Origin of the sequence: Streptomyces sp. NPDC048258, assembly GCF_043201995.1 — a bacterium.
Classification (GTDB): Bacteria; Actinomycetota; Actinomycetes; order Streptomycetales; family Streptomycetaceae; genus Streptomyces.
Genome location: NZ_JBICZH010000048.1, coordinates 1 through 17,528, shown reverse-complemented (window position 1 = coordinate 17,528; position 17,528 = coordinate 1). Strand labels below are relative to the sequence as shown.

The window sequence follows — 17,528 nt, the reverse complement described above, 5'->3', positions numbered from 1 at the left end:
CCGCTCCACGTCGACGTCGAGCTCGGGATGGGCGGCCGCCAGTCCCCGCAGGGCATCGGCGACCACGGTCTCCGGACTGTTGATCAGCATCTTCATGCCTACCTCCCGGGTGGAACCGGCGGGTGAGCCTCTGACCAGTGTCCTCACGGAGCTCAGGCAGCGCCGGTGACAGGCGGGCGCATCCGCGACCGCACGCCTTACCAACAGTGTGCCGTCACGCCGTGTCCATCCGCGACGGGTGCTCGCGCGACGGCGGAGCCCGTACGCCGTCGTCGCGACCACACCGGCGCCCAAAGCCGCCTCGCGCGCGCAGGCCTGGTCGGTCTTACCATGATTCCTGGAGGACTCGGGGCAGTCGACGGCCGGCCCTTGGGCCGGCGGGAAGCGGGCACCCATGGCTGAGCGGCTCAAGAGATCAGGGCTGGTCGGCGAGCTTTCAGCTGAATTCGCCGGAACCATGATCCTCATCCTCTTCGGTTGTGGCGTGGTGGCTCAGGTGGTCGCCGGCGGGGCCCTCACGGACCCGGCGGGCGGCCTCGGAAACCACGACAGCATCGCCTGGGCCTGGGGCCTCGGCGTCACGCTGGGCGTCTACGTCGCGGCGAGGCTGAGCGGTGCTCACCTCAATCCCGCGGTGACCGTCGCACTGGCGGCGTTCAAGGGTTTCCCGTGGAGCAAAGTGGCTCCCTACGCGGTGGCTCAGATCGCCGGCGCCTTCGTGGCGGCCCTGATCGTCCGGTGGAACTACACCGAGGCGCTGGCCAAGGCGGACCCCACCCACACGATCAAGACGCAGGGCGTCTTCTCCACGCTGCCCGCCAACGGCAACACGAACCTGCCGGTCACCGAATGGGGCGCACTCCGCGACCAGATCATCGGCACGGCGATCCTGCTGCTGCTGATCCTGGCGGTCACGGACCTGCTCAACACGCCCCCCGGCGCCAACCTGGCGCCGTTCATCGTCGGCCTGATCGTGGTGGCGATCGGTATGGCCTGGGGCACCAACGCGGGCTACGCGATCAACCCGGCACGCGACCTCGGTCCCCGGCTGGCGAGCTTCCTCACGGGGTACGGCGGAGCGTGGCGAGATCAATACGGGAACTTCTACTTCTGGGTGCCGATCGTCGGTCCGCTGATCGGCGGTCTGGTGGGAGCGGCCCTGTACAAGTTCCTCATCGGCCGGTTCCTGCCGACCGCTGAGCCGGAGCCCCCCGGACGGGTCCCGGTCCCGGACGAGAGCTGACACGAGAGCTGACCGGCTCCCGGGGCGGCCGTGGTCCGGCCACCCCGGGAGAGCCCAAGGAGAGGCGGCACCCCATGGCGGACTTCGTCGGCGCGGTGGACCAGGGGACCACCAGCACCCGTTTCATGATCTTCGACCATGCAGGCAACGAGGTGGCGAGGCACCAGCTGGAGCACGCGCAGATCCTCCCGCGCTCGGGGTGGGTCGAACACGACCCGGTGGAGATCTGGGAGCGCACCAACTCGGTAATCCAGAACGCGCTCCGGCACGGAAACCTTTCGCCGGAGGACCTGGCGGCCATCGGCATCACCAACCAGCGGGAGACGACCGTCGTCTGGGACCCGCGCAGCGGCCGCCCGTACTACAACGCCATCGTCTGGCAGGACACCCGTACCGACTCCATAGCGGCAGCGCTGGAACGCTCGGGTCAGGGCGACGTCATCCGCCGCAAGGCAGGGCTGCCGCCGGCCACGTACTTCTCCGGCGGCAAGATCCAGTGGATCCTGGAGAACGTCGACGGAGTCCGCGAAGCGGCTGAGCAGGGCCACGCCCTCTTCGGCAACACCGACTGCTGGGTGCTGTGGAACCTCACCGGCGGCCCCGACGGCGGCGTGCACGCCACCGACGTGACCAATGCCAGCCGCACCATGCTGATGGACCTGGAGACCCTCGACTGGGACGACGAGCTGCTGGGCTTCTTCGGGGTTCCCCGGGCGATGCTGCCCACCATCAGCCCGTCCTCCCACGCGGAGGCGTTCGGGCAGACCCGCACGTCCCGGCCGCTGCGGGCCGCCATCCCCATCACCGGTGTGCTCGGCGACCAGCAGGCAGCCACCGTCGGGCAGGTCTGCTACGCGCCGGGCGAAGCCAAGAACACCTACGGCACCGGCAATTTCCTGGTGCTCAACACCGGCACCGAACTGGTCCGCTCCGAGCACGGCCTCCTGACCACGGTGGCGTACCAGTTCGGCGACAGCCCGGCGATCTACGCACTGGAGGGATCCATCGCCGTCACCGGCTCCGCGGTGCAATGGCTGCGCGACCAGCTGAAGATCATCACTGACGCCGCCGAGAGCGAACGCCTGGCCCGTACCGTCGAGGACAACGGCGGCATCTACTTCGTCCCCGCGTTCTCCGGCCTGTTCGCCCCGTACTGGCGCTCCGACGCCCGCGGCGCGATCGTCGGCCTCGCCCGGTACAACGACAGCGGCCACCTGGCGCGAGCCACCCTGGAATCCATCTGCTACCAGAGCCGCGACGTGGTGGAGGCCATGGAGCAGGACTCCGGCGTCCACCTCGACGTGCTCAAGGTCGACGGCGGTGTGACGGCCAACGACCTGTGCATGCAGATCCAGGCCGATGTCCTCGGCGTACCGGTCAGCCGGCCGGTCGTCGCCGAGACGACCGCACTCGGCGCCGCCTACGCCGCCGGCCTGGCCACCGGCTTCTGGCGGGACACGGACGAGCTGCGCACCCACTGGCAGGAGTCCAAGCGCTGGGAGCCCCAGTGGTCCGAGGACCAGCGCGCGGAAGGGTACGCGGGCTGGAAGAAGGCGGTGGAGCGCACGCTCGACTGGGCCAAGGTCGAATAGCTTCCGACCGTGGGCCGTGGGCCGTGGGCCGTGGGCCGTGGGCCGAGGGCCGAGGGCCGAGGGTCGAGGGTCGAGGTGACCGAACGGGCCGCCACCAGCCGCGTGCGCGGCCCGCCCCCACACCGGCGGCACGAGGAGGAGACCATGGCGAATCCGGTGGCCCTCTCGCCCGGGGCACGCGCGGAGGCCCTCGTCCGGATGGGAGAGGGCGAGCTCGACGTCCTCGTCGTCGGTGGCGGCGTCGTCGGCGCCGGGGCGGCCCTGGACGCCGCCACCCGGGGCCTGAGCGTCGGCCTCGTCGAAGCCCGGGACTGGGCCTCGGGGACGTCCAGCCGCTCCAGCAAGCTCATACACGGCGGCCTGCGCTATCTGGAGATGCTGGACTTCCGGCTCGTCGCCGAAGCCCTCAAGGAGCGCGGACTCCTGCTCCAGTTCCTGGCGCCCCATCTGGTGCGTCCGGTGCCGTTCCTCTACCCCCTGCAACACCGGATCTGGGAGCGTCCGTACGTCGGCGCCGGCGTACTGCTGTACGACGCCATGGCCGCGGCCTCCGGCACCTCCAGCGGCCTGCCCCACCACCGCCACCTGCTCAAACGCCGAGCCCTCCACGAGGCGCCCGCGCTGCGCTCCGACGCCCTGGTCGGCGCCATCCAGTACTGGGACGCCCAGGTGGACGACGCCCGGCACACGATGTTCCTCGCCCGCACGGCGGTCGCCTACGGAGCGCTGGCCGCCAACCGCACCCGCGTCAGCCGCTTCCTGCGGCAGGGCGAGCGGGTCGTGGGGGCCGTTGTCACCGATCTGGAGACCGGCGACGAGACGGAGGTGCGGGCCAAGCAGGTCATCAACGCGACCGGCGTGTGGACCGACGACACCCAGGCCATGGCCGGCACACGCGGCCAGTTCCACGTACGTGCCTCCAAGGGCGTACACCTGCTCGTCCCCCGTGACCGGATCAACTCCCGCACCGGGCTGATCCTCCGCACCGAGAAGAGCGTGCTGTTCGTCATTCCCTGGGGACGACACTGGATCATCGGGACCACCGACACCGACTGGACACTCGACAAGGCCCATCCCGCCCTCAGCTCCCAGGACGTCACCTACCTGCTGGAACACGTCAACAGCGTCCTGGCCACGCCCCTGGCTCCGGAGGACGTCGAGGGCGTCTACGCCGGTCTGCGTCCCCTCCTGTCCGGCGAGGCCGCGGAGACCAGCAAACTGTCACGGGAGCACCTGGTCGCACACCCGGTACCCGGGCTCGTCGTGGTGGCCGGCGGCAAGTACACGACCTATCGGGTGATGGCCAAGGACGCGGTCGACGAGGCGGCCCGCGGCCTGGACGAGAAAGTGCCCGAATGCATCACGCAACGCGTTCCGCTGCTCGGCGCCGACGGTTATCAGGCCCTTTGGAACTCCCGGTACAGCCTCGCGGAGCGCTCCGGGCTGCATGTCGCCCGTATCGAGCACCTCCTGAACCGCTACGGCTCCCTGGTACCCGAACTGCTCGCCCTGGTCGCAGCCGACTCCTCGCTCGGCGCGCCGTTGCCGAGCTCCGACGACTACCTGCGGGTAGAGGCCGTCTACGCGGCGACCCATGAGGGAGCCCGCCACCTGGAGGACGTACTCGCCCGGCGTACCCGGATCTCCATCGAGTCCTGGGACCGTGGTGTGGACGCGGCACGGACCGTCGCGGAACTGATGGCTCCCCACCTGGGATGGGACCGGGCGCACCAGGACCGCGAGGTCAACCACTACCTGAAGCGGGTGGCCGCCGAACGCGAGGCCCAGCAGCAGCCGGACGACCGGACCGCCGACGCGGTGCGGCTCGGCGCCCCCGACATCATCCCGGTGCGCTGAGCCATAGCACTGACCGCTCTGTTCTGCCTGGTGGCAGCGGTCGGTGGGCCTCTGTTCGCCGACCGTCGCCGCCTTGCCCGGTTCCAGCTGACCGGTGCGCCACCGCCACCGCCACCGTCGTCGACGCGGACGCGGACGCGGACGCGGACGCGGACGCACCTTCACCGTGCTTTTACCAAGATCGGTTCTGGATGTCCAGCCACGTATTCGAGTGGCGTGACGCACGTGCCCTCGCAGGGTTTATTTGAAGTGTGCCCACCGGGGAAGCCCGGGAGGAAATGAGGTCGGAAAGCTATTCCCGGCCTGTTCTGCGGGACGGTATTCAATTCCTTTTCTTTACATCGAATGGAGAATTCTCATGCACAAGCTGTTCTCGACTCGTCGTGTTGTTCTGGCCGGAGCTTCCCTGGCGCTGGTGGGTGGCGGTATCGCGCTGCCGGCGACCGCGATGGCCGCGCCGGCCGCCGTCCCGCAGCACGCCGTCACCCTGGCCCCCAGTGACAGCGCCGACGGTATCGGTACGGGTGGTGACGCCAACGCCGAGAACACGACGGTCGGTGGTACCGCCACTGGTGGAAACGCCAACTCGGGTGTCGGTCAGTGTGAGGGCGGGTGTGACGTCACCACGGGTGCGGCCACCGGCGGCAACGCCAGTGCCGACGCCGTCAACACCGGTGACGCCACCTCGGTGGGCGGTGACGGCACGGGCACGGGCGGCACGGTGAGCAAGGTCGAAAAGCAGGTGATCAAGAACCAGCTCAAGGACGCCCTGAAGGCGAAGCTCGGCAAGTGAGGGCCGACAGCCCCACAGCCCCGGGAGCAGATCCCGGCGAGCCCGCCCCACCCAGCAGACGCCGGAGAGGCCCACAGCCTCTCCGGCGTCTGCATGCCGGGCGGCGGCGCTTCACGGTCGAGAAGATGTCGACTCGTGCGCGGGTGGCACAGTCGCCCCGCGATGCTTGATGTTGACGGCCGAAGCCTTGGCCAGTGCCACGGGGTTCAAGAAGCGCAGCGGGCCGATCAGGCGGGATGCGAACAGATGCATGTGCCGCGCCACAGATTCGTCGCGCGCTGCCGCCGAGAACATCAGCCGCTCCAAGGGATTGAACGGACGGGCCTTGGCGTAGTCGGCGGCCAGGTACTGGTGACCGCGCAATTGGCGCCGGTGTCTCCGTGCGTACGCCACGAGCGACCTATCGAGGTCGCCCCGACCGGTTGCGGCCGAGGCGACCGCCTCTGCCAACCATTGCGCGGACTGCAGAGCCCATCCGCATCCCACTCCCCACAGGGGATCGCCCGTCAGGGCGGCGTCGCCGATCAGCGCGACACCCGGTGCGGTCGGCTTTCGGCTGTGAAGCGGGTAGTTGACAGTGCCGGTGATCTTCGTGATGCGCTCGGCGGAGTCGATGGGCGGTGCCTCGGGCAGGGCGCGGACGAAGTCGTAGAAGCTGCCCTCCAGGTCTTCCCGGAAGGCCGGCAGCCGTTTCTTGTCCGGGAGTACCGCGACGACCGTCACCCCGTCGTCGTTGGGAAACGCGTACGCCATGTCGGGCTCGAGGAACCAGGCGTGACTGATCCCGCCGTGCAGCGGAAGGTTGCGGAAGTGCGCGAGGTAGCCGAACCGCGCGTTCTCGTACTGCCGGGCGGGAACCTCGGCGAACTTCGCCACGGCCGAGTCCTTGCCATCGGCGCCGACCACCAGGCGGGCCCGGATCTCGCGCTCGCCCTGTGGTGTCGACGCGCGCACCCCCAGGGTTCGCCCGGCTTCCCGGACCAGCCCGGTCGCCTGGTGACCGAGGAGCAGATCGACGCCGGGCGTTTCCGCCGCACGGGACCTGATCAGCGGGTCGAGGGTGCTGCGCCGTATGTTGTACGCGTGCGGCAGCTCGGGGCCCTCCGGCGCGGCCCTCGGCTCGATCCATCCCCAGCGGGTGTACCAGCGGGCCTGGTTGCGGACGGCTCCGGCCTTCTCGAGAGCGGGGACGAGGCCGAGCTCGTCCAGCACCGGGTAGGCGTTGGCCGTGAGGGAGTGGGTGCAAAGCACCTTGTACGCGTCGGGGTCCGAGCGGCGTTCCAGCAGTGCGACGCGGACACCGCGTCGAGCGAGCAGAATCGCCGCGGCGCTGCCGGCGAGGCTGGCTCCGCTGATGACGACGTCGTACTCGTATCCCGCGCTCTCAGGCTTGGTCATGTGCTGATCGCTCCCTTCGGGGTGGTGCCGTTCGTGGGAGTGTTGCAGTGCCACTGCTGTCAGGCACATGACCAATTGTAGGAACTGTGGATCGGGTGATGAGGCTCCGGTGATCGCCCGTCAGTGTTCCTGGGCGGACTCGACCAGCTAGAACACCATCGCCAGGCGGCAGCCGGGCTCCCGAGGTCGGCGAGACGAGCACGGCCCAGTCACATCAAAGGCTTTCAGTTCGCGGTGGCGTGCTGGTGGGGGCGGGTGCAAACCCCGGCCCTCGTCACTGGCCCACCCTTCCGTCGACGCACTCGCGCAACAGGTCGGCGTGCCCGCAGTGACGGGCGTACTCCTCGATCCGGTGCACCATCAGTTCCCGAACAGCGATCCCGTCCTTCCCCACACGCTCGCTCAGGTCCGGGAACTCGGCCAGCGCGGCGTCGGTCGCGGCCTGCTCGCGTTCCAGATCGACGTACGCGGCGTCGACCACGGCCTGCTCGGCGACAGCTCCGTCGAAGTCCGCGTCACGCTCGCCGTACAGCTTCGGCACCGGATCACCGTCGCTGATCCAGCTGCGCCAGTCCCGTTCCACCTCGACGAGGTGCCGAACCAGGCCGAGCAGCGACATCGTCGACGGCGGAACCGACCGACGGGCCAGTTGCTCCGCATCCAGGCCCTCGCACTTCATCCGCAGGGTCCTGCGGTAGTTCGTCAGGAAGTCCTGCAGCGTCGCAAGCTCGCCTTCCGGACCGACACCTTCGCTGTTGCGGGGGTCGTCGTCCGGATCGGCCCACATGTCGGGGTAGACGTTGGCCTGGGTCCATCGCTCGGGTTGGTCACTCATGCGTCGCATGATCGTCTGTGACGGCCCGAGCTCGCCAGTGAGTTTCCGCTTCGAGGCGAAGCAATGTCGTCGCCGAGCCCCGCGCCGCACCCTGACGCCACGCGGGTGTCCATGGCGACTCCGATCCGGTCGGTGACCTTGTCCGGATGGGCGAGCCGGTACCGGTCCGCCGGACGAGGCCTGCGGACGTTCCGGCGCGGATGCACAATGGGTGCGGTGAGGAGACGCGGCGATGTCCGAGCGGATGATCGACACAGACGGCGTCGAGCTGTGCACCGAGCCCTTCGGCGATCGGTCGGACCCACCGGTCCTGCTCATCATGGGCACGGGGGCTTCGATGCTCTGGTGGGAGGAGGGCTTCTGCCGGATGCTCGCCGAGGGCGGACGGTTCGTGATCCGTTACGACCACCGCGACACCGGTCGCTCGGTCACCTACGAGCTGGGCCGACCCGGATACACCGGCATGGATCTGGTCGGCGACGCCGTCGGCGTACTTGATGCTTACGGGATCCCGGCCGCGCACGTAGTGGGTGTCTCGGCTGGAGGGGCGATCGCGCAGTCGGTCGCGCTCGACCATGCCGATCGAGTCCTCTCGCTCGTCCTGATCAGCACGTCCCGCGCAGTGGCCGACGACCGTGAGCTGCCCCCGCCGACCGAGGAGTTCGTGCGGTTCGTATCGACCGCACAGGTCGATTGGTCGCAGGCCGCTTCGGTGATCGAGTACCTGGTCGAGTACTCGCGTGTGCTCGCAGGAGGCCGGCGCCTGTTCGACGAGACCGCCGTCCGCGACCTCGTCCGTCGAGATGTCGAGCGTGCGCACAACTTTGCCGCCGTGCGGAACCACGACTCACTTCCAGACGGCGAGCAATCGCGGGAGCCCCTGTCGTCGATCGCCGTGCCCACGCTGGTGATCCATGGGACAGCGGATCCGATGTTCCCCTTCGGGCACGGCGAGGCACTTGCAGAAGAGATCCCCGCCGCGGGGCTGTTGGCCTTGGAAGGTGCAGGCCATGGGGTCGACCGAGCCGATTGGGAGACGATCGTCCGCGCGGTCCTGGAGCATACTGCCGCAGATGGACGGGGCTGGAGCCTGTCTCCTTGACCGGTCAGTGATGTACTGCGGTCAACTCCAGGACGGGCAGCGGCTCGACGTGCTAGAGGGAACCAGTGGTGGCAACGCTTCCAGAGATCACAGCCCTGTTGGGCGAACCCCGGTTCAACTGGTCGGATCCGGCTCCATGGATCGAACTGGAGCGGGAACTCGGTATCGAATTCCCTGCGGACTTCCGCGAGATCGTGGACGCCTACGGTTCGATCGAGATCAACAGGCAGTTGTATCTGACGCACCCCGCCGGCCATCTTCTGCACAGTCTGGGAGTGGTACGGACCCGCGAACAGGTAGGTCCTGTCCGGGCGATCTTCGTGGGTCGGCCCGCGTGGTCTGGTGCGGTGCATCGCAAGGCGGAGGATCGCAGCTCCTAAGGGCTGTCCCGTAATCCCCGGCGGGCGCACGACGCCAGCTACGGCACCTCGCTGCGTTGTCGGAACGCCCGAATGCGCCCAGTATGGGGGTGCCCCTCCGCCTTGCGATGCACCGCATCTGACGCCGTGCGCTGATCCACCGGGGATTACGGGACAGCCCTTAGAGGGAGGCTCGCCACTGTGCGTGCCCCACCCTTCGTCCTCTCTTCGGGCCGTCCTCTCGGCCGCCTCCCGGAGCGAGCCATGACCTCCCTCCGTCACCGTGTCGTGCGGCAGGTGCCGGCGCCCGCCTCGGGCGCCGGCACCTGCCGGCCGGCTCGACGTCGGGGCGGACGCCGGAGCCCTCATCGGGTTCCACGTGGCCGCCCGGCCGCCGTGTTCCCGTCCGCCGGTGTGTTCCGTCAACAGTCGGCCGGACGGTCCTCAGACGCCGGCCGGAGGACGGGGCTCGCGCCGCATGGCCCACAGTGCCGGCCCGCCCCCCGGCAGTCGAAACTCCTCGCGCACGGTGAAGCCGAAGTGCTCGTAGAAGGGGAGGTTGGACGGTTTGGAGGACTCCAGATAGACGGGCAGGCCCGCCGTGTCGGCCTTGGCCAGGCCCGAGCGCAGCAGGGCGGCCCCGTGCCCTTGGCCCCGGGCGGCCGGGTCGGCGCCTATCACCGCCAGGTACCAGTGGATTTCCTCCGGTGTGTGCGTGGCCGCCGCCTCGACGGCATCGCGGAACAGCGGAGCCCGGTCGCCGAGGATGTTCTGGAGCTCCTGGATGGTCTCCGCGTCCGGAACGGCCTTTGCCTGTCCCTCCGGCGGTACCCAGAAGGCGGCCGCCGAGGCGGTGCGCTCGCAGACGCCGTGGTGGGCGTACTGCCGGGTGAAGAGTGTCGTGAAGTAACGGCCCAGCTGTGCCTCGCGAGAGGAATCATCGGGGAAGAACCAGCGCATCATCGGGTCGTCGTCGAACGCGCGGGCCAGGGTGCGGCTGACCGGTTGAGCGTCGTCGATCGTTGCCATTTTCAGGGTGTTCGTCATCGGCATAAGGGTCATTCTGCACCCCTGGTGATCTTGGATCGTCGGCGGGTGTTTCGCTCGCGCGGGGGCAAGGAGCGGCCGCCCGGGGAGTCCTCAAGGGCAACTGAGTTGTCGGTGCCGCGGTGGTCGCCGGCCTCGCGCCCGTCCGGACTTGCCGCAGCGCCGGTCGGGCGGTTTAATGAATGAACGGGCATTCATTAATGAAGGGTGGTGGAGGTGGCACGTCCCCGAGGGGTCGAGGACGCGGTGATCCTGCGAGCGGCGGCCGAGGTCATGGGCCGGGTGGGTCCTGGTGGGCTCACGCTGGCTGCCGTGGCGCGGGAGGTGGGGTTGGTGCCCGGCACTCTCGTGCAGCGGTTCGGGTCCAAGCGCGGTCTGCTTCTGGCCCTCGCCGACCAGTCCGCACGGGACGCGAGCGAGATGGCCGGGCGAGTGCGTCAGTCGCACGGATCGGCGCTCGGGGCCCTGGCGGCGCTGGTGCTGGAGTCGGTGGGCGAGATGGGCACACCGGAGACCTTCGCCAACCATCTGGCGTTCTTGTGCATGGACCTCACCGATCCGCAGCTCTACGAGCGGGCCCTGGCCGTTCACCACGCCCAGAAACGGGCGATCGAGGACCTGCTGGCGGAGGCGGCCGCTGCCGGCGAGCTTCGCGCCGGAACGGATGTCGCGGCGCTGGCCGGCACCGTGCAGGCGATCACCGCCGGTGCGGGTCTGACCTGGGCCCTCGAACGCCGAGGCACCCTCGCACACCGGCTCCGGCGGGAGCTCGACACCGTGCTGTCCGCGAACATCCCGCCCCGCCCCACCCGCGACCTGGAGCAGTCATGACCTCGACCGACACACACCCGCTGGCCGGAAAGGTGGCCCTGGTCGCCGGTGGCACCCGGGGCGGCGGACGGGGTATCGCCGTCGCACTCGGCGCCGCCGGCGCGACGGTGTACGTGACCGGCCGCAGCAGCGCTGCCGGGCGCTCCGGCCTGGACCGCCCGGAGACCATCGAGGAGACCGCTGAGCAGGTCACCGCCGCCGGTGGCCTCGGTATTCCCGTCCGCACCGACCACAGCCGTCCCGACGAGGTCCGGGCCCTGGCGGACCGGATCGCCGGGGAACAGGACGGACAGCTCGACGTCCTGGTCAACTCCGTGTGGGGCGGAGACCCGCTGACCGACTGGGAACACCCTCTGTGGGAGCAGGACCTGGAAACCGGCCTCCGTCTGATGCGGCAGGCGGTGGAAACCCATGTGATCACCAGCCGGTTCGCGCTGCCGCTGATGGTCGGTCGCAAGAGCGGCCTGGTCGTGGAGGTCACTGACGGCAACACCGCCCGCTACCGAGGCTCGTTCTTCTACGACCTGGCGAAGTCCGCGGTGATCCGTCTCGCCGTCGCACAAGCGGCCGAGCTGAAGCCGCACGGCGTCGCGGCCGTGGCGATCACACCCGGCTTCCTGCGCTCGGAGGCCATGCTGGAGCACTTCGGCGTCACCGAGACCAACTGGCGCGACGGCGCGGCCCAGGACCCGAACTTCGCCCACTCCGAAACCCCCGCCTACCTGGGCCGGGCAGTCGCCGCGCTGGCCGCCGACCCCCAGATCATGGCCAAGTCCGGCCGGGCACTGGCCACCTGGGGCCTGTACCGGGAGTACGGGTTCACCGACGCCGACGGCACACGACCGGACTTCGCCGCCCACTGGGCCGAGAACCTGGAGGAGCAGTACGGGCCTCTCGGAGACCCGCTGTGACACCTGTCGGCCGGTGAGCGACGTGTGCGTTTCAGTTGGCGGCGGAGTTCGCGGCGCGCCCCCGGACAGGACTTAGGTGCACGTCTCCTCGAAGGGAAGGTCGGGGACGAATTTCTTCCACTCGTCGGGCGTGAACCCGCCGCCCGCCGCCGCACAGGCCATCGCCGTGGGGTCCGCGACGATCTGCGGCAGCCGGCCCAGGTCCCACAGGATGGCCCGGCCGTCGTCGCCGGCGGTGACCGCGTAGCGTCCGTCGGACCGGAACGTGATGGCCTTGACGCCCTCGCTGTGCCCGGTGAGCAGAGCGGCCTGGTGCACGCGGCCGGGGTCGCCCACGTCCCACAGGTTCACCTCACCGCTCGCCTGAAGACCTGCCACCAGCTTCCCTCCGGGGTGGTACGCGAGACCGTGGAGGTCGTCCTCGGTCTCGGGTACGCGGCCGACCCGCTCGGGCTTGCCCGGTTCGCGGACGTCCCACAACACCAGGTCCTCGTCGTCGCCGTGCGTGGCCAGGGTCCGGCCGTCCGGTGAGAAGGCGGCAGGGCCCTTGCTCTCGGGCAGCGTCACGCCCTTCGCCCCCTCGGCCCGCGGGCGCAGTACGACGTCGAGCCCGTCGAGCGCCAGCAGGTCACCGTCCGGGGCGATCGCACTGCCGTTGGCGGTGAACGTGAGGGCCGCGGCCAGTCCCCGGCCCTCCTCGGACTCCGCGGCCGGCTTGGGGTGCGCCGGATCCGCCAGGCCGTAGAGGCTTACGCCCGCCTGCACGTACCCGATGGCGAGCGTCCGGCCGTCCCGGCCGAAGGCGAGCCCCCAGACGAAGCGGTCACCGGGGATGACCGCCAGCTGCTTCGGCTGCCGCGGTTCGGCCATGTCCCAGAGCGTGACGTCCTGGCCGTACCCCCCTGTGGCGAGCATCCGTCCGTCCGCGGTGAACGCCGCGCTGTTGATCGCCGGCCCGCCGCCGACCACGTTGGCGACGGCGACGGGCCGCCCCCAGCTCTCCAGGTCCCACCGGATGACGCGCCCGTCCTCGCCCAGGGAGACCAGCGCCTTGTTCCCGGAGGTGAACGCGGCATCGACGACACCGCCCGTGTGCCCGGGGAACCGCGCCCGGACCTCCACCTTGGGCAGCACGGTCATGTCGAACAGCGCCAGGTCCTTGTCGGAGTCGTCGCCGGCCGTGAGCAGTCGCGAGCCGTCATCGCTGACCCGCAGCACGGTCACCGCTCCGCGGTGCGCCGGCCATCGGGCGAGTTCCGTCGGTTTCGAGGGGTCGCGCAGGTCCCAGACCTGAACCTCGTTCTTCCTCGTGGTGACGAGCCGCCGGCCGTCCGGGCTGAACGTCCTGAGCTCGCCGGTGCTCGGCAGTCGGGTGAGGTCGCGAGGCGCGGCAGGGTCGCTGATGTCCCAGAGCGTGGTTCCGGACGTGGTGGTCAACGAGTTGCGGTTCTTCGGTTCCTCGGGGCCGGTGGCCAGCCCGGTGTAGCTGAGGAGCGTCCTGCCGTCCGGGCTGAACAGTACGGCCGAGCTGTCGTAGACGTCGTCCCGCACTCCCAACTGCCGTGGTGCCGCGAGGTCCCGGATGTCCCACAGTGCGATCGTGCCCTTGAGCACGCGGTCGGGGCCGGAGGCGGCCAGAAGGGTGCCGTCGGGGCTGAAGGCCACGCCCTCCGCGCGGTTCGCCAGACCGGGGATCCGGAGGGTGGCGGCCGGTGCCAGGGGGCCGGAGGCGGGCAGATCCGTGACCCGCCACAGTACGACCGTGCCCTGGGGACAGGTTCCGGCGAGCATCCGGCCGTCCCGGCTGAAGACGAGCGGTACGCCGGTATTCACCTTGCAGTCGGCCGTGAGGCGTACGTCGAGGCGGGTGCGGACGGCCCGGTCGTCGATGCGCCACAGCACGACACCGTCCGTGTCGTGGACGGACGCCTCCAGCGTGCCGGTGGGGTCGAGGACCGAGTCGCGGTGCTTCGTCCTGGTGTCGATGCTGCTCATGAGGGCGTCCGTCCGGACGAGGGTGTCCACGAGGGCCGCACGAGCGCCCTCCGTCGGATCGATCCGCTCCGCCGCCAGGCCCAACTTGAGTGCGATCAGGGGTTGTTCGTCGCGCATGTTGTTCGCCCGCTCCACCATCGTCTGGTGGAGGGCCCGCAGCCGCTGCTCGCCGGCCTCCGCTCGCTGCTGGAAGGCCAGTCCGGCCGCGGCGAGTGCCAGGCACAGGCCGATCACGGTCCCGGCGAGTGCGGCCTGCAGGCGCCGCGTGCGGTGTGTCTCGCTCTGCCGCTCGGCACGTTGCGCGTCGCTGCTGGCGGTCAGGAACTCCTCGTCCAGGCTGGGGAGCCGTCGGTGGCGCAGCCGTTCCTCCCGCAACAGGGCGCGGGCTTCCTCCAGTCGGCCGCCACGGAGGTGGAAGTCCGGGTGGCGGTCGGCCGCGGCCCATGCCTCGGCCGCCTCGGTCAGGCGCTGGCGGACGACGAGCCCTTCGCGGTCCTCGTCGATCCAGCCGCGCAGTCGGGGCCAGGCGCGCAGCAGGGCCTCGTGCGAGATCTGGACGCCGTCGCGGTCGACGGTGATCAGGCGGGCGGCGGCGAGCCGGTCGCGCAGGGCGGCGGCGGTGTCGCGCTGGCGCTGCGTGAAGCCGTACAGGAGGGTCCCGGGGTCCACGCGGCGGCGGACGACGGAGTCCCCACCGTCCGGGCCCGCGGGCGTGAGGTGGATCAGCCTCATCAGGAGTTCGCGCAACAGCTCGCGGTCGGTGGGGTCGAGTTGTTGGTACAGCGCCTCGGTGGTGGTGGTGACGGAGCGCCAGATGCCGCCTGTGGCCTCGTACCCGCCAAGGGTGAGGGTGACTCCGCTCCGGGCCAGCCAGGTCTCGCGGAGGGCGTGAGCCAGGAAGGGCAGTGCGCTCTCGGCGTCGGGCCCGGTGCGCAGGTCGGCCAGCAGGCGGTCGGTGAGGCCCGCTTCGAGGGTCAGCCCGACGGCCTGCGCGGGCCGCTCGATCACAGCGCGCAGTTCGTCGCCCGTCATGGGCGGTACGGTCAGCTGGGCGTCCCGCAGAGCCCGGACGAGGGTGGGGTGCGCGAGGCAGCTGCCGTACAGGTCGGCGCGCAGCCCCAGTACGGTGCGCGGACCGGTGGCGAGGAGTTCGAGGAACCTCTCGCGCTCCTCCGCATCGTCGCAACGGGTGAAGATCTCCTCGAACTGGTCGACGACGAGCAGGCGGCACGGCTCGCGTCCGGGCAGCGCCCCGGGCAGCGTCCCGCCCGGGGTGGCGATGCCGGCATGGACGGCGTCGGCGTCGCGACCGGTCGCGCGGGCCCACAACTCGGCGAGGGCGCGGACCGGCCGGGGACCGGGGGCGGTGAGCAGCAGGGCGGGCCAGGGGACGCCCGGCGAGTCGCGGTCCGGGGCGGGGTGCGCGGTGTCCGCGCTCTGGCGGCGCTGTTCGAGTCCGGCGAGGAGGCCGGCGCGCAGGATCGAGGACTTGCCGACGCCGGATGCGCCCACGAGGACGACGGGTGTGGCGCGGGGCGGGGCGCAGACCGCTTCGATGAGGCGTTGCGTCAGCGCGTCCCGGCCGAAGAAGTGACGGCTCTCGGCCGCCCTGAACGCCTCCATGCCCGGATACGGGCACGGTACGTCGGCGGGTGGCAGGACCGGTGCCGTGCCCGCTGGTGCGCGGTAGGCGCGGTTGCGGGCGACGGGGAGGGAGCCGAGGGTGCCCTCTCCCTGGCGGCGGGGTCGGACCGGCTCGTCCCGGAAGTGGCGGTCCAGGGCGACGTACAGACTGTCCATCGTGTGCCACAGCGGCCCGGCCGGGTCGCCCGCGGTCAGCAGGTCCAGCACCTGCCCGCTGAAGAGCGTGTGCCGCCGGCCCGGCGGGGCGAAGGACAGGTCGTAGCCGGAGGCCGACGTGAGCAGCAGGCTGCCGTCGGGGCGGGCGGAGCCGAACGGCTCCCATGCCTGCGCGGCGGCGCCGACGGACGGCCTTTCGGCGCGGCCCGAGAAGCAGCAGTCGAGTACGACGATGCTCCCGCCCACCGCATCGCTCAGCAGGTCCCGCACCGTTCGGTAGGGCACGGCGCCGGCGATCCGGTCCTGGTCGGTGGTGGCGTGCGTGGCGAGGTACAGGGCGTTGCGGGGGCCGAGGAGGCCGTGGCCGACGTAGTACAGGAGGACGGGCCCGGTGGCCTCGGCGACGGCCAGCTCGACCGCGGAGACCACCGCTTCGGCGTCGGCGTCGTACGGAACCCGGTGGATCCGGTCGGGACCGGTGATGCCGCACGCGTCGCGCAGGGCGGAGGCGAGATCGTCCAGCGTGGTGGTGACAGCGGGCAGGTCCGGCAGCCGCGAGCCGGGTACGTGTCGCCCGGTGCCGATCAGTACGGCGTGCGCCCCCGATGCGCCGAGGCCGGCGCCCGGGGCGTGCGGCCCGGGCGCACCGCTCTCGTGGACCGCTCCGGTGGAGGGAACCGGCTCGGCCTCGGGCGCCGGCCCGCTCACGGCAGGTGGCGCGTCGGCGGGTGCTCTTCAGCCACGGGTGGGGCGCCTCGGGGCGCGGTCCCGGCGACGGGCTCGGGGGCGGCACCGGTCGGCGGGGCTCCGAGCATGGCCGCCAACTCCCTGGCCAGGTCCGCGCTCTGACGTGCGTCGAGACCGCGGACGCGGGTGGTCGAGACGGTGATCTCGGTGCCGTCACCCCTGGTGATGGTGACGGTCTGGTCGCCACGGCGGCTCTGTACCCAGGCCACGACGGCGCCGGCCAGCACCGCGGCGACGCCGCCCGGCGCGAGAACGGCGATCAGGGCGTCGGCGCCCAGGCCCATGGCGTCGGGAGGCAGCGGCTCGCCCAGGTGCCGGCGTACGCGACCACGAAGTTCCGGCTCTTCCGAGAGGCGCCGACGGAGTTCGGGCAACGCACCGGAGTCGGCGCCGTGGCTCCCGCTCCCGACCGTGATGACGACGCGCATACAGGCCCCCATTCCTGTTCACCGCATCCCGCTTCCCGGATCCTAGCCCCCAACTCCGGTTTCACTGGCTCCAATTGGCGCACGCCTGCCGCTGTGAGGATGCCTTCCCGCCATGATCGGCCCCGGCGGTGAGCCGACGCTCGCGCCGCTCACCTGGAGCCACGCAGCCGATGCACCCTCGCCCGAGTGCCTGTCCGCCTGCGGCCGCGGTTACGCCGCCCCGGCTCCCACGAGCTACGCGCCACCCTCATCCCCATGGCTTGGGCCATCTGGGTCGTCTCCCAGATCCTGACGTACTCCACGTGAGCGAGGGCCGATCGCGCCCGGAAGCGGATGCCTTCCCCGGTGGGGCGCTTGGTGGCGGTGGGGGAATCGGATGTCTGGTTCCGGTGCGTGGCGCGGCCGTTGGCATGGGTGCGGCGTGCCGCGGCTGGGTTGCCGTGGCACGCCGTTGGAGGGGTGGCAGCTCACCTGTGTGGCTGCCGTCGGATGATGGGGTTAGCGGCGGTGGTTGTCGTGGTGTCCGCGGCGGCCCCAGGACTCGGTGTCGATGACGTTGCCGCGGTTGTCGCGGAGGGTGGCGGTGTCGC

The 17,528-nt window shown here is 70.7% G+C and carries 13 protein-coding genes and 1 pseudogene; 8 read left to right on the top strand and 6 right to left on the bottom strand.

Annotated features, from left to right (window positions below; genetic code table 11):
- A pseudogene (locus ACGFYQ_RS41360) lies at window positions 1-156 on the bottom strand (dihydroxyacetone kinase subunit DhaK); the annotation flags it as partial.
- 238 nt (window positions 157-394) lie between these two features.
- Between ACGFYQ_RS41360 and ACGFYQ_RS41355 the strand changes: the two are divergent.
- From ACGFYQ_RS41355 to ACGFYQ_RS41340, 4 genes are all read left to right on the top strand, one after another.
- Entirely contained in the window at window positions 395-1,243 is an 849-nt protein-coding gene (locus ACGFYQ_RS41355; protein ID WP_393752414.1) for an MIP/aquaporin family protein, read from the top strand.
- 74 nt (window positions 1,244-1,317) lie between these two features.
- A complete protein-coding gene (gene glpK / locus ACGFYQ_RS41350; protein WP_393752412.1) occupies window positions 1,318-2,835 on the top strand; it encodes a glycerol kinase GlpK in 1,518 nt (505 codons plus the stop codon).
- 144 nt (window positions 2,836-2,979) lie between these two features.
- Window positions 2,980-4,692 carry a glycerol-3-phosphate dehydrogenase/oxidase gene (locus tag ACGFYQ_RS41345; RefSeq protein WP_393752410.1) on the top strand — a complete coding sequence of 571 codons (1,713 nt, stop codon included), beginning with the start codon at window positions 2,980-2,982 and terminating at the stop codon, window positions 4,690-4,692.
- A gap of 358 nt (window positions 4,693-5,050) precedes the next feature.
- Window positions 5,051-5,485 (top strand): hypothetical protein, encoded by a 435-nt coding sequence (locus ACGFYQ_RS41340; protein ID WP_393749785.1) that lies wholly within the window; start codon window positions 5,051-5,053, stop codon window positions 5,483-5,485.
- Window positions 5,486-5,596: 111 nt separating this feature from the next.
- Here the strand turns inward: ACGFYQ_RS41340 and ACGFYQ_RS41335 are convergent, their stop codons facing one another.
- Complete coding sequence (locus ACGFYQ_RS41335; RefSeq protein WP_393752408.1) at window positions 5,597-6,883, bottom strand: NAD(P)/FAD-dependent oxidoreductase; 1,287 nt, start codon at window positions 6,881-6,883, stop codon at window positions 5,597-5,599.
- Window positions 6,884-7,157: 274 nt separating this feature from the next.
- Complete coding sequence (locus ACGFYQ_RS41330) at window positions 7,158-7,718, bottom strand: DinB family protein (RefSeq protein ID WP_393752406.1); 561 nt, start codon at window positions 7,716-7,718, stop codon at window positions 7,158-7,160.
- Between the two features lie 232 nt (window positions 7,719-7,950).
- Here ACGFYQ_RS41330 and ACGFYQ_RS41325 point away from each other — a divergent pair, with 232 nt between their 5' ends.
- Together ACGFYQ_RS41325 and ACGFYQ_RS41320 are read left to right on the top strand one after the other, a co-directional pair.
- Complete coding sequence (locus tag ACGFYQ_RS41325; RefSeq protein ID WP_393752404.1) at window positions 7,951-8,820, top strand: alpha/beta fold hydrolase; 870 nt, start codon at window positions 7,951-7,953, stop codon at window positions 8,818-8,820.
- 68 nt (window positions 8,821-8,888) lie between these two features.
- On the top strand, window positions 8,889-9,200 hold the full coding sequence (locus tag ACGFYQ_RS41320; RefSeq protein WP_393752402.1) for a hypothetical protein: 312 nt from the start codon (window positions 8,889-8,891) through the stop codon (window positions 9,198-9,200).
- 423 nt (window positions 9,201-9,623) lie between these two features.
- Here the strand turns inward: ACGFYQ_RS41320 and ACGFYQ_RS41315 are convergent, their stop codons facing one another.
- A complete protein-coding gene (locus tag ACGFYQ_RS41315; protein ID WP_393752400.1) occupies window positions 9,624-10,241 on the bottom strand; it encodes a GNAT family N-acetyltransferase in 618 nt (205 codons plus the stop codon).
- 201 nt (window positions 10,242-10,442) lie between these two features.
- On the opposite strand from ACGFYQ_RS41315, the gene ACGFYQ_RS41310 reads away from it, so the two are divergent.
- The gene (locus tag ACGFYQ_RS41310) at window positions 10,443-11,057 is read left to right on the top strand and encodes a helix-turn-helix domain-containing protein (RefSeq protein WP_393752398.1); all 615 of its coding nucleotides are present in this window, start codon (window positions 10,443-10,445) and stop codon (window positions 11,055-11,057) included.
- Window positions 11,054-11,968, top strand: coding sequence for an SDR family oxidoreductase (locus ACGFYQ_RS41305; RefSeq protein ID WP_393752396.1), 915 nt, complete (start codon window positions 11,054-11,056; stop codon window positions 11,966-11,968). The genes ACGFYQ_RS41310 and ACGFYQ_RS41305 overlap by 4 nt, the downstream gene beginning before the upstream one ends.
- A 72-nt stretch (window positions 11,969-12,040) precedes the next feature.
- Here the strand turns inward: ACGFYQ_RS41305 and ACGFYQ_RS41300 are convergent, their stop codons facing one another.
- Both ACGFYQ_RS41300 and ACGFYQ_RS41295 read right to left on the bottom strand, forming a co-directional pair.
- The gene (locus ACGFYQ_RS41300; RefSeq protein ID WP_393752394.1) at window positions 12,041-16,471 is read right to left on the bottom strand and encodes a hypothetical protein; all 4,431 of its coding nucleotides are present in this window, start codon (window positions 16,469-16,471) and stop codon (window positions 12,041-12,043) included.
- Window positions 16,468-16,938, bottom strand: coding sequence for a hypothetical protein (locus ACGFYQ_RS41295; RefSeq protein WP_393752392.1), 471 nt, complete (start codon window positions 16,936-16,938; stop codon window positions 16,468-16,470). The genes ACGFYQ_RS41300 and ACGFYQ_RS41295 overlap by 4 nt, the downstream gene beginning before the upstream one ends.
- Window positions 16,939-17,528 lie beyond the last annotated feature (590 nt).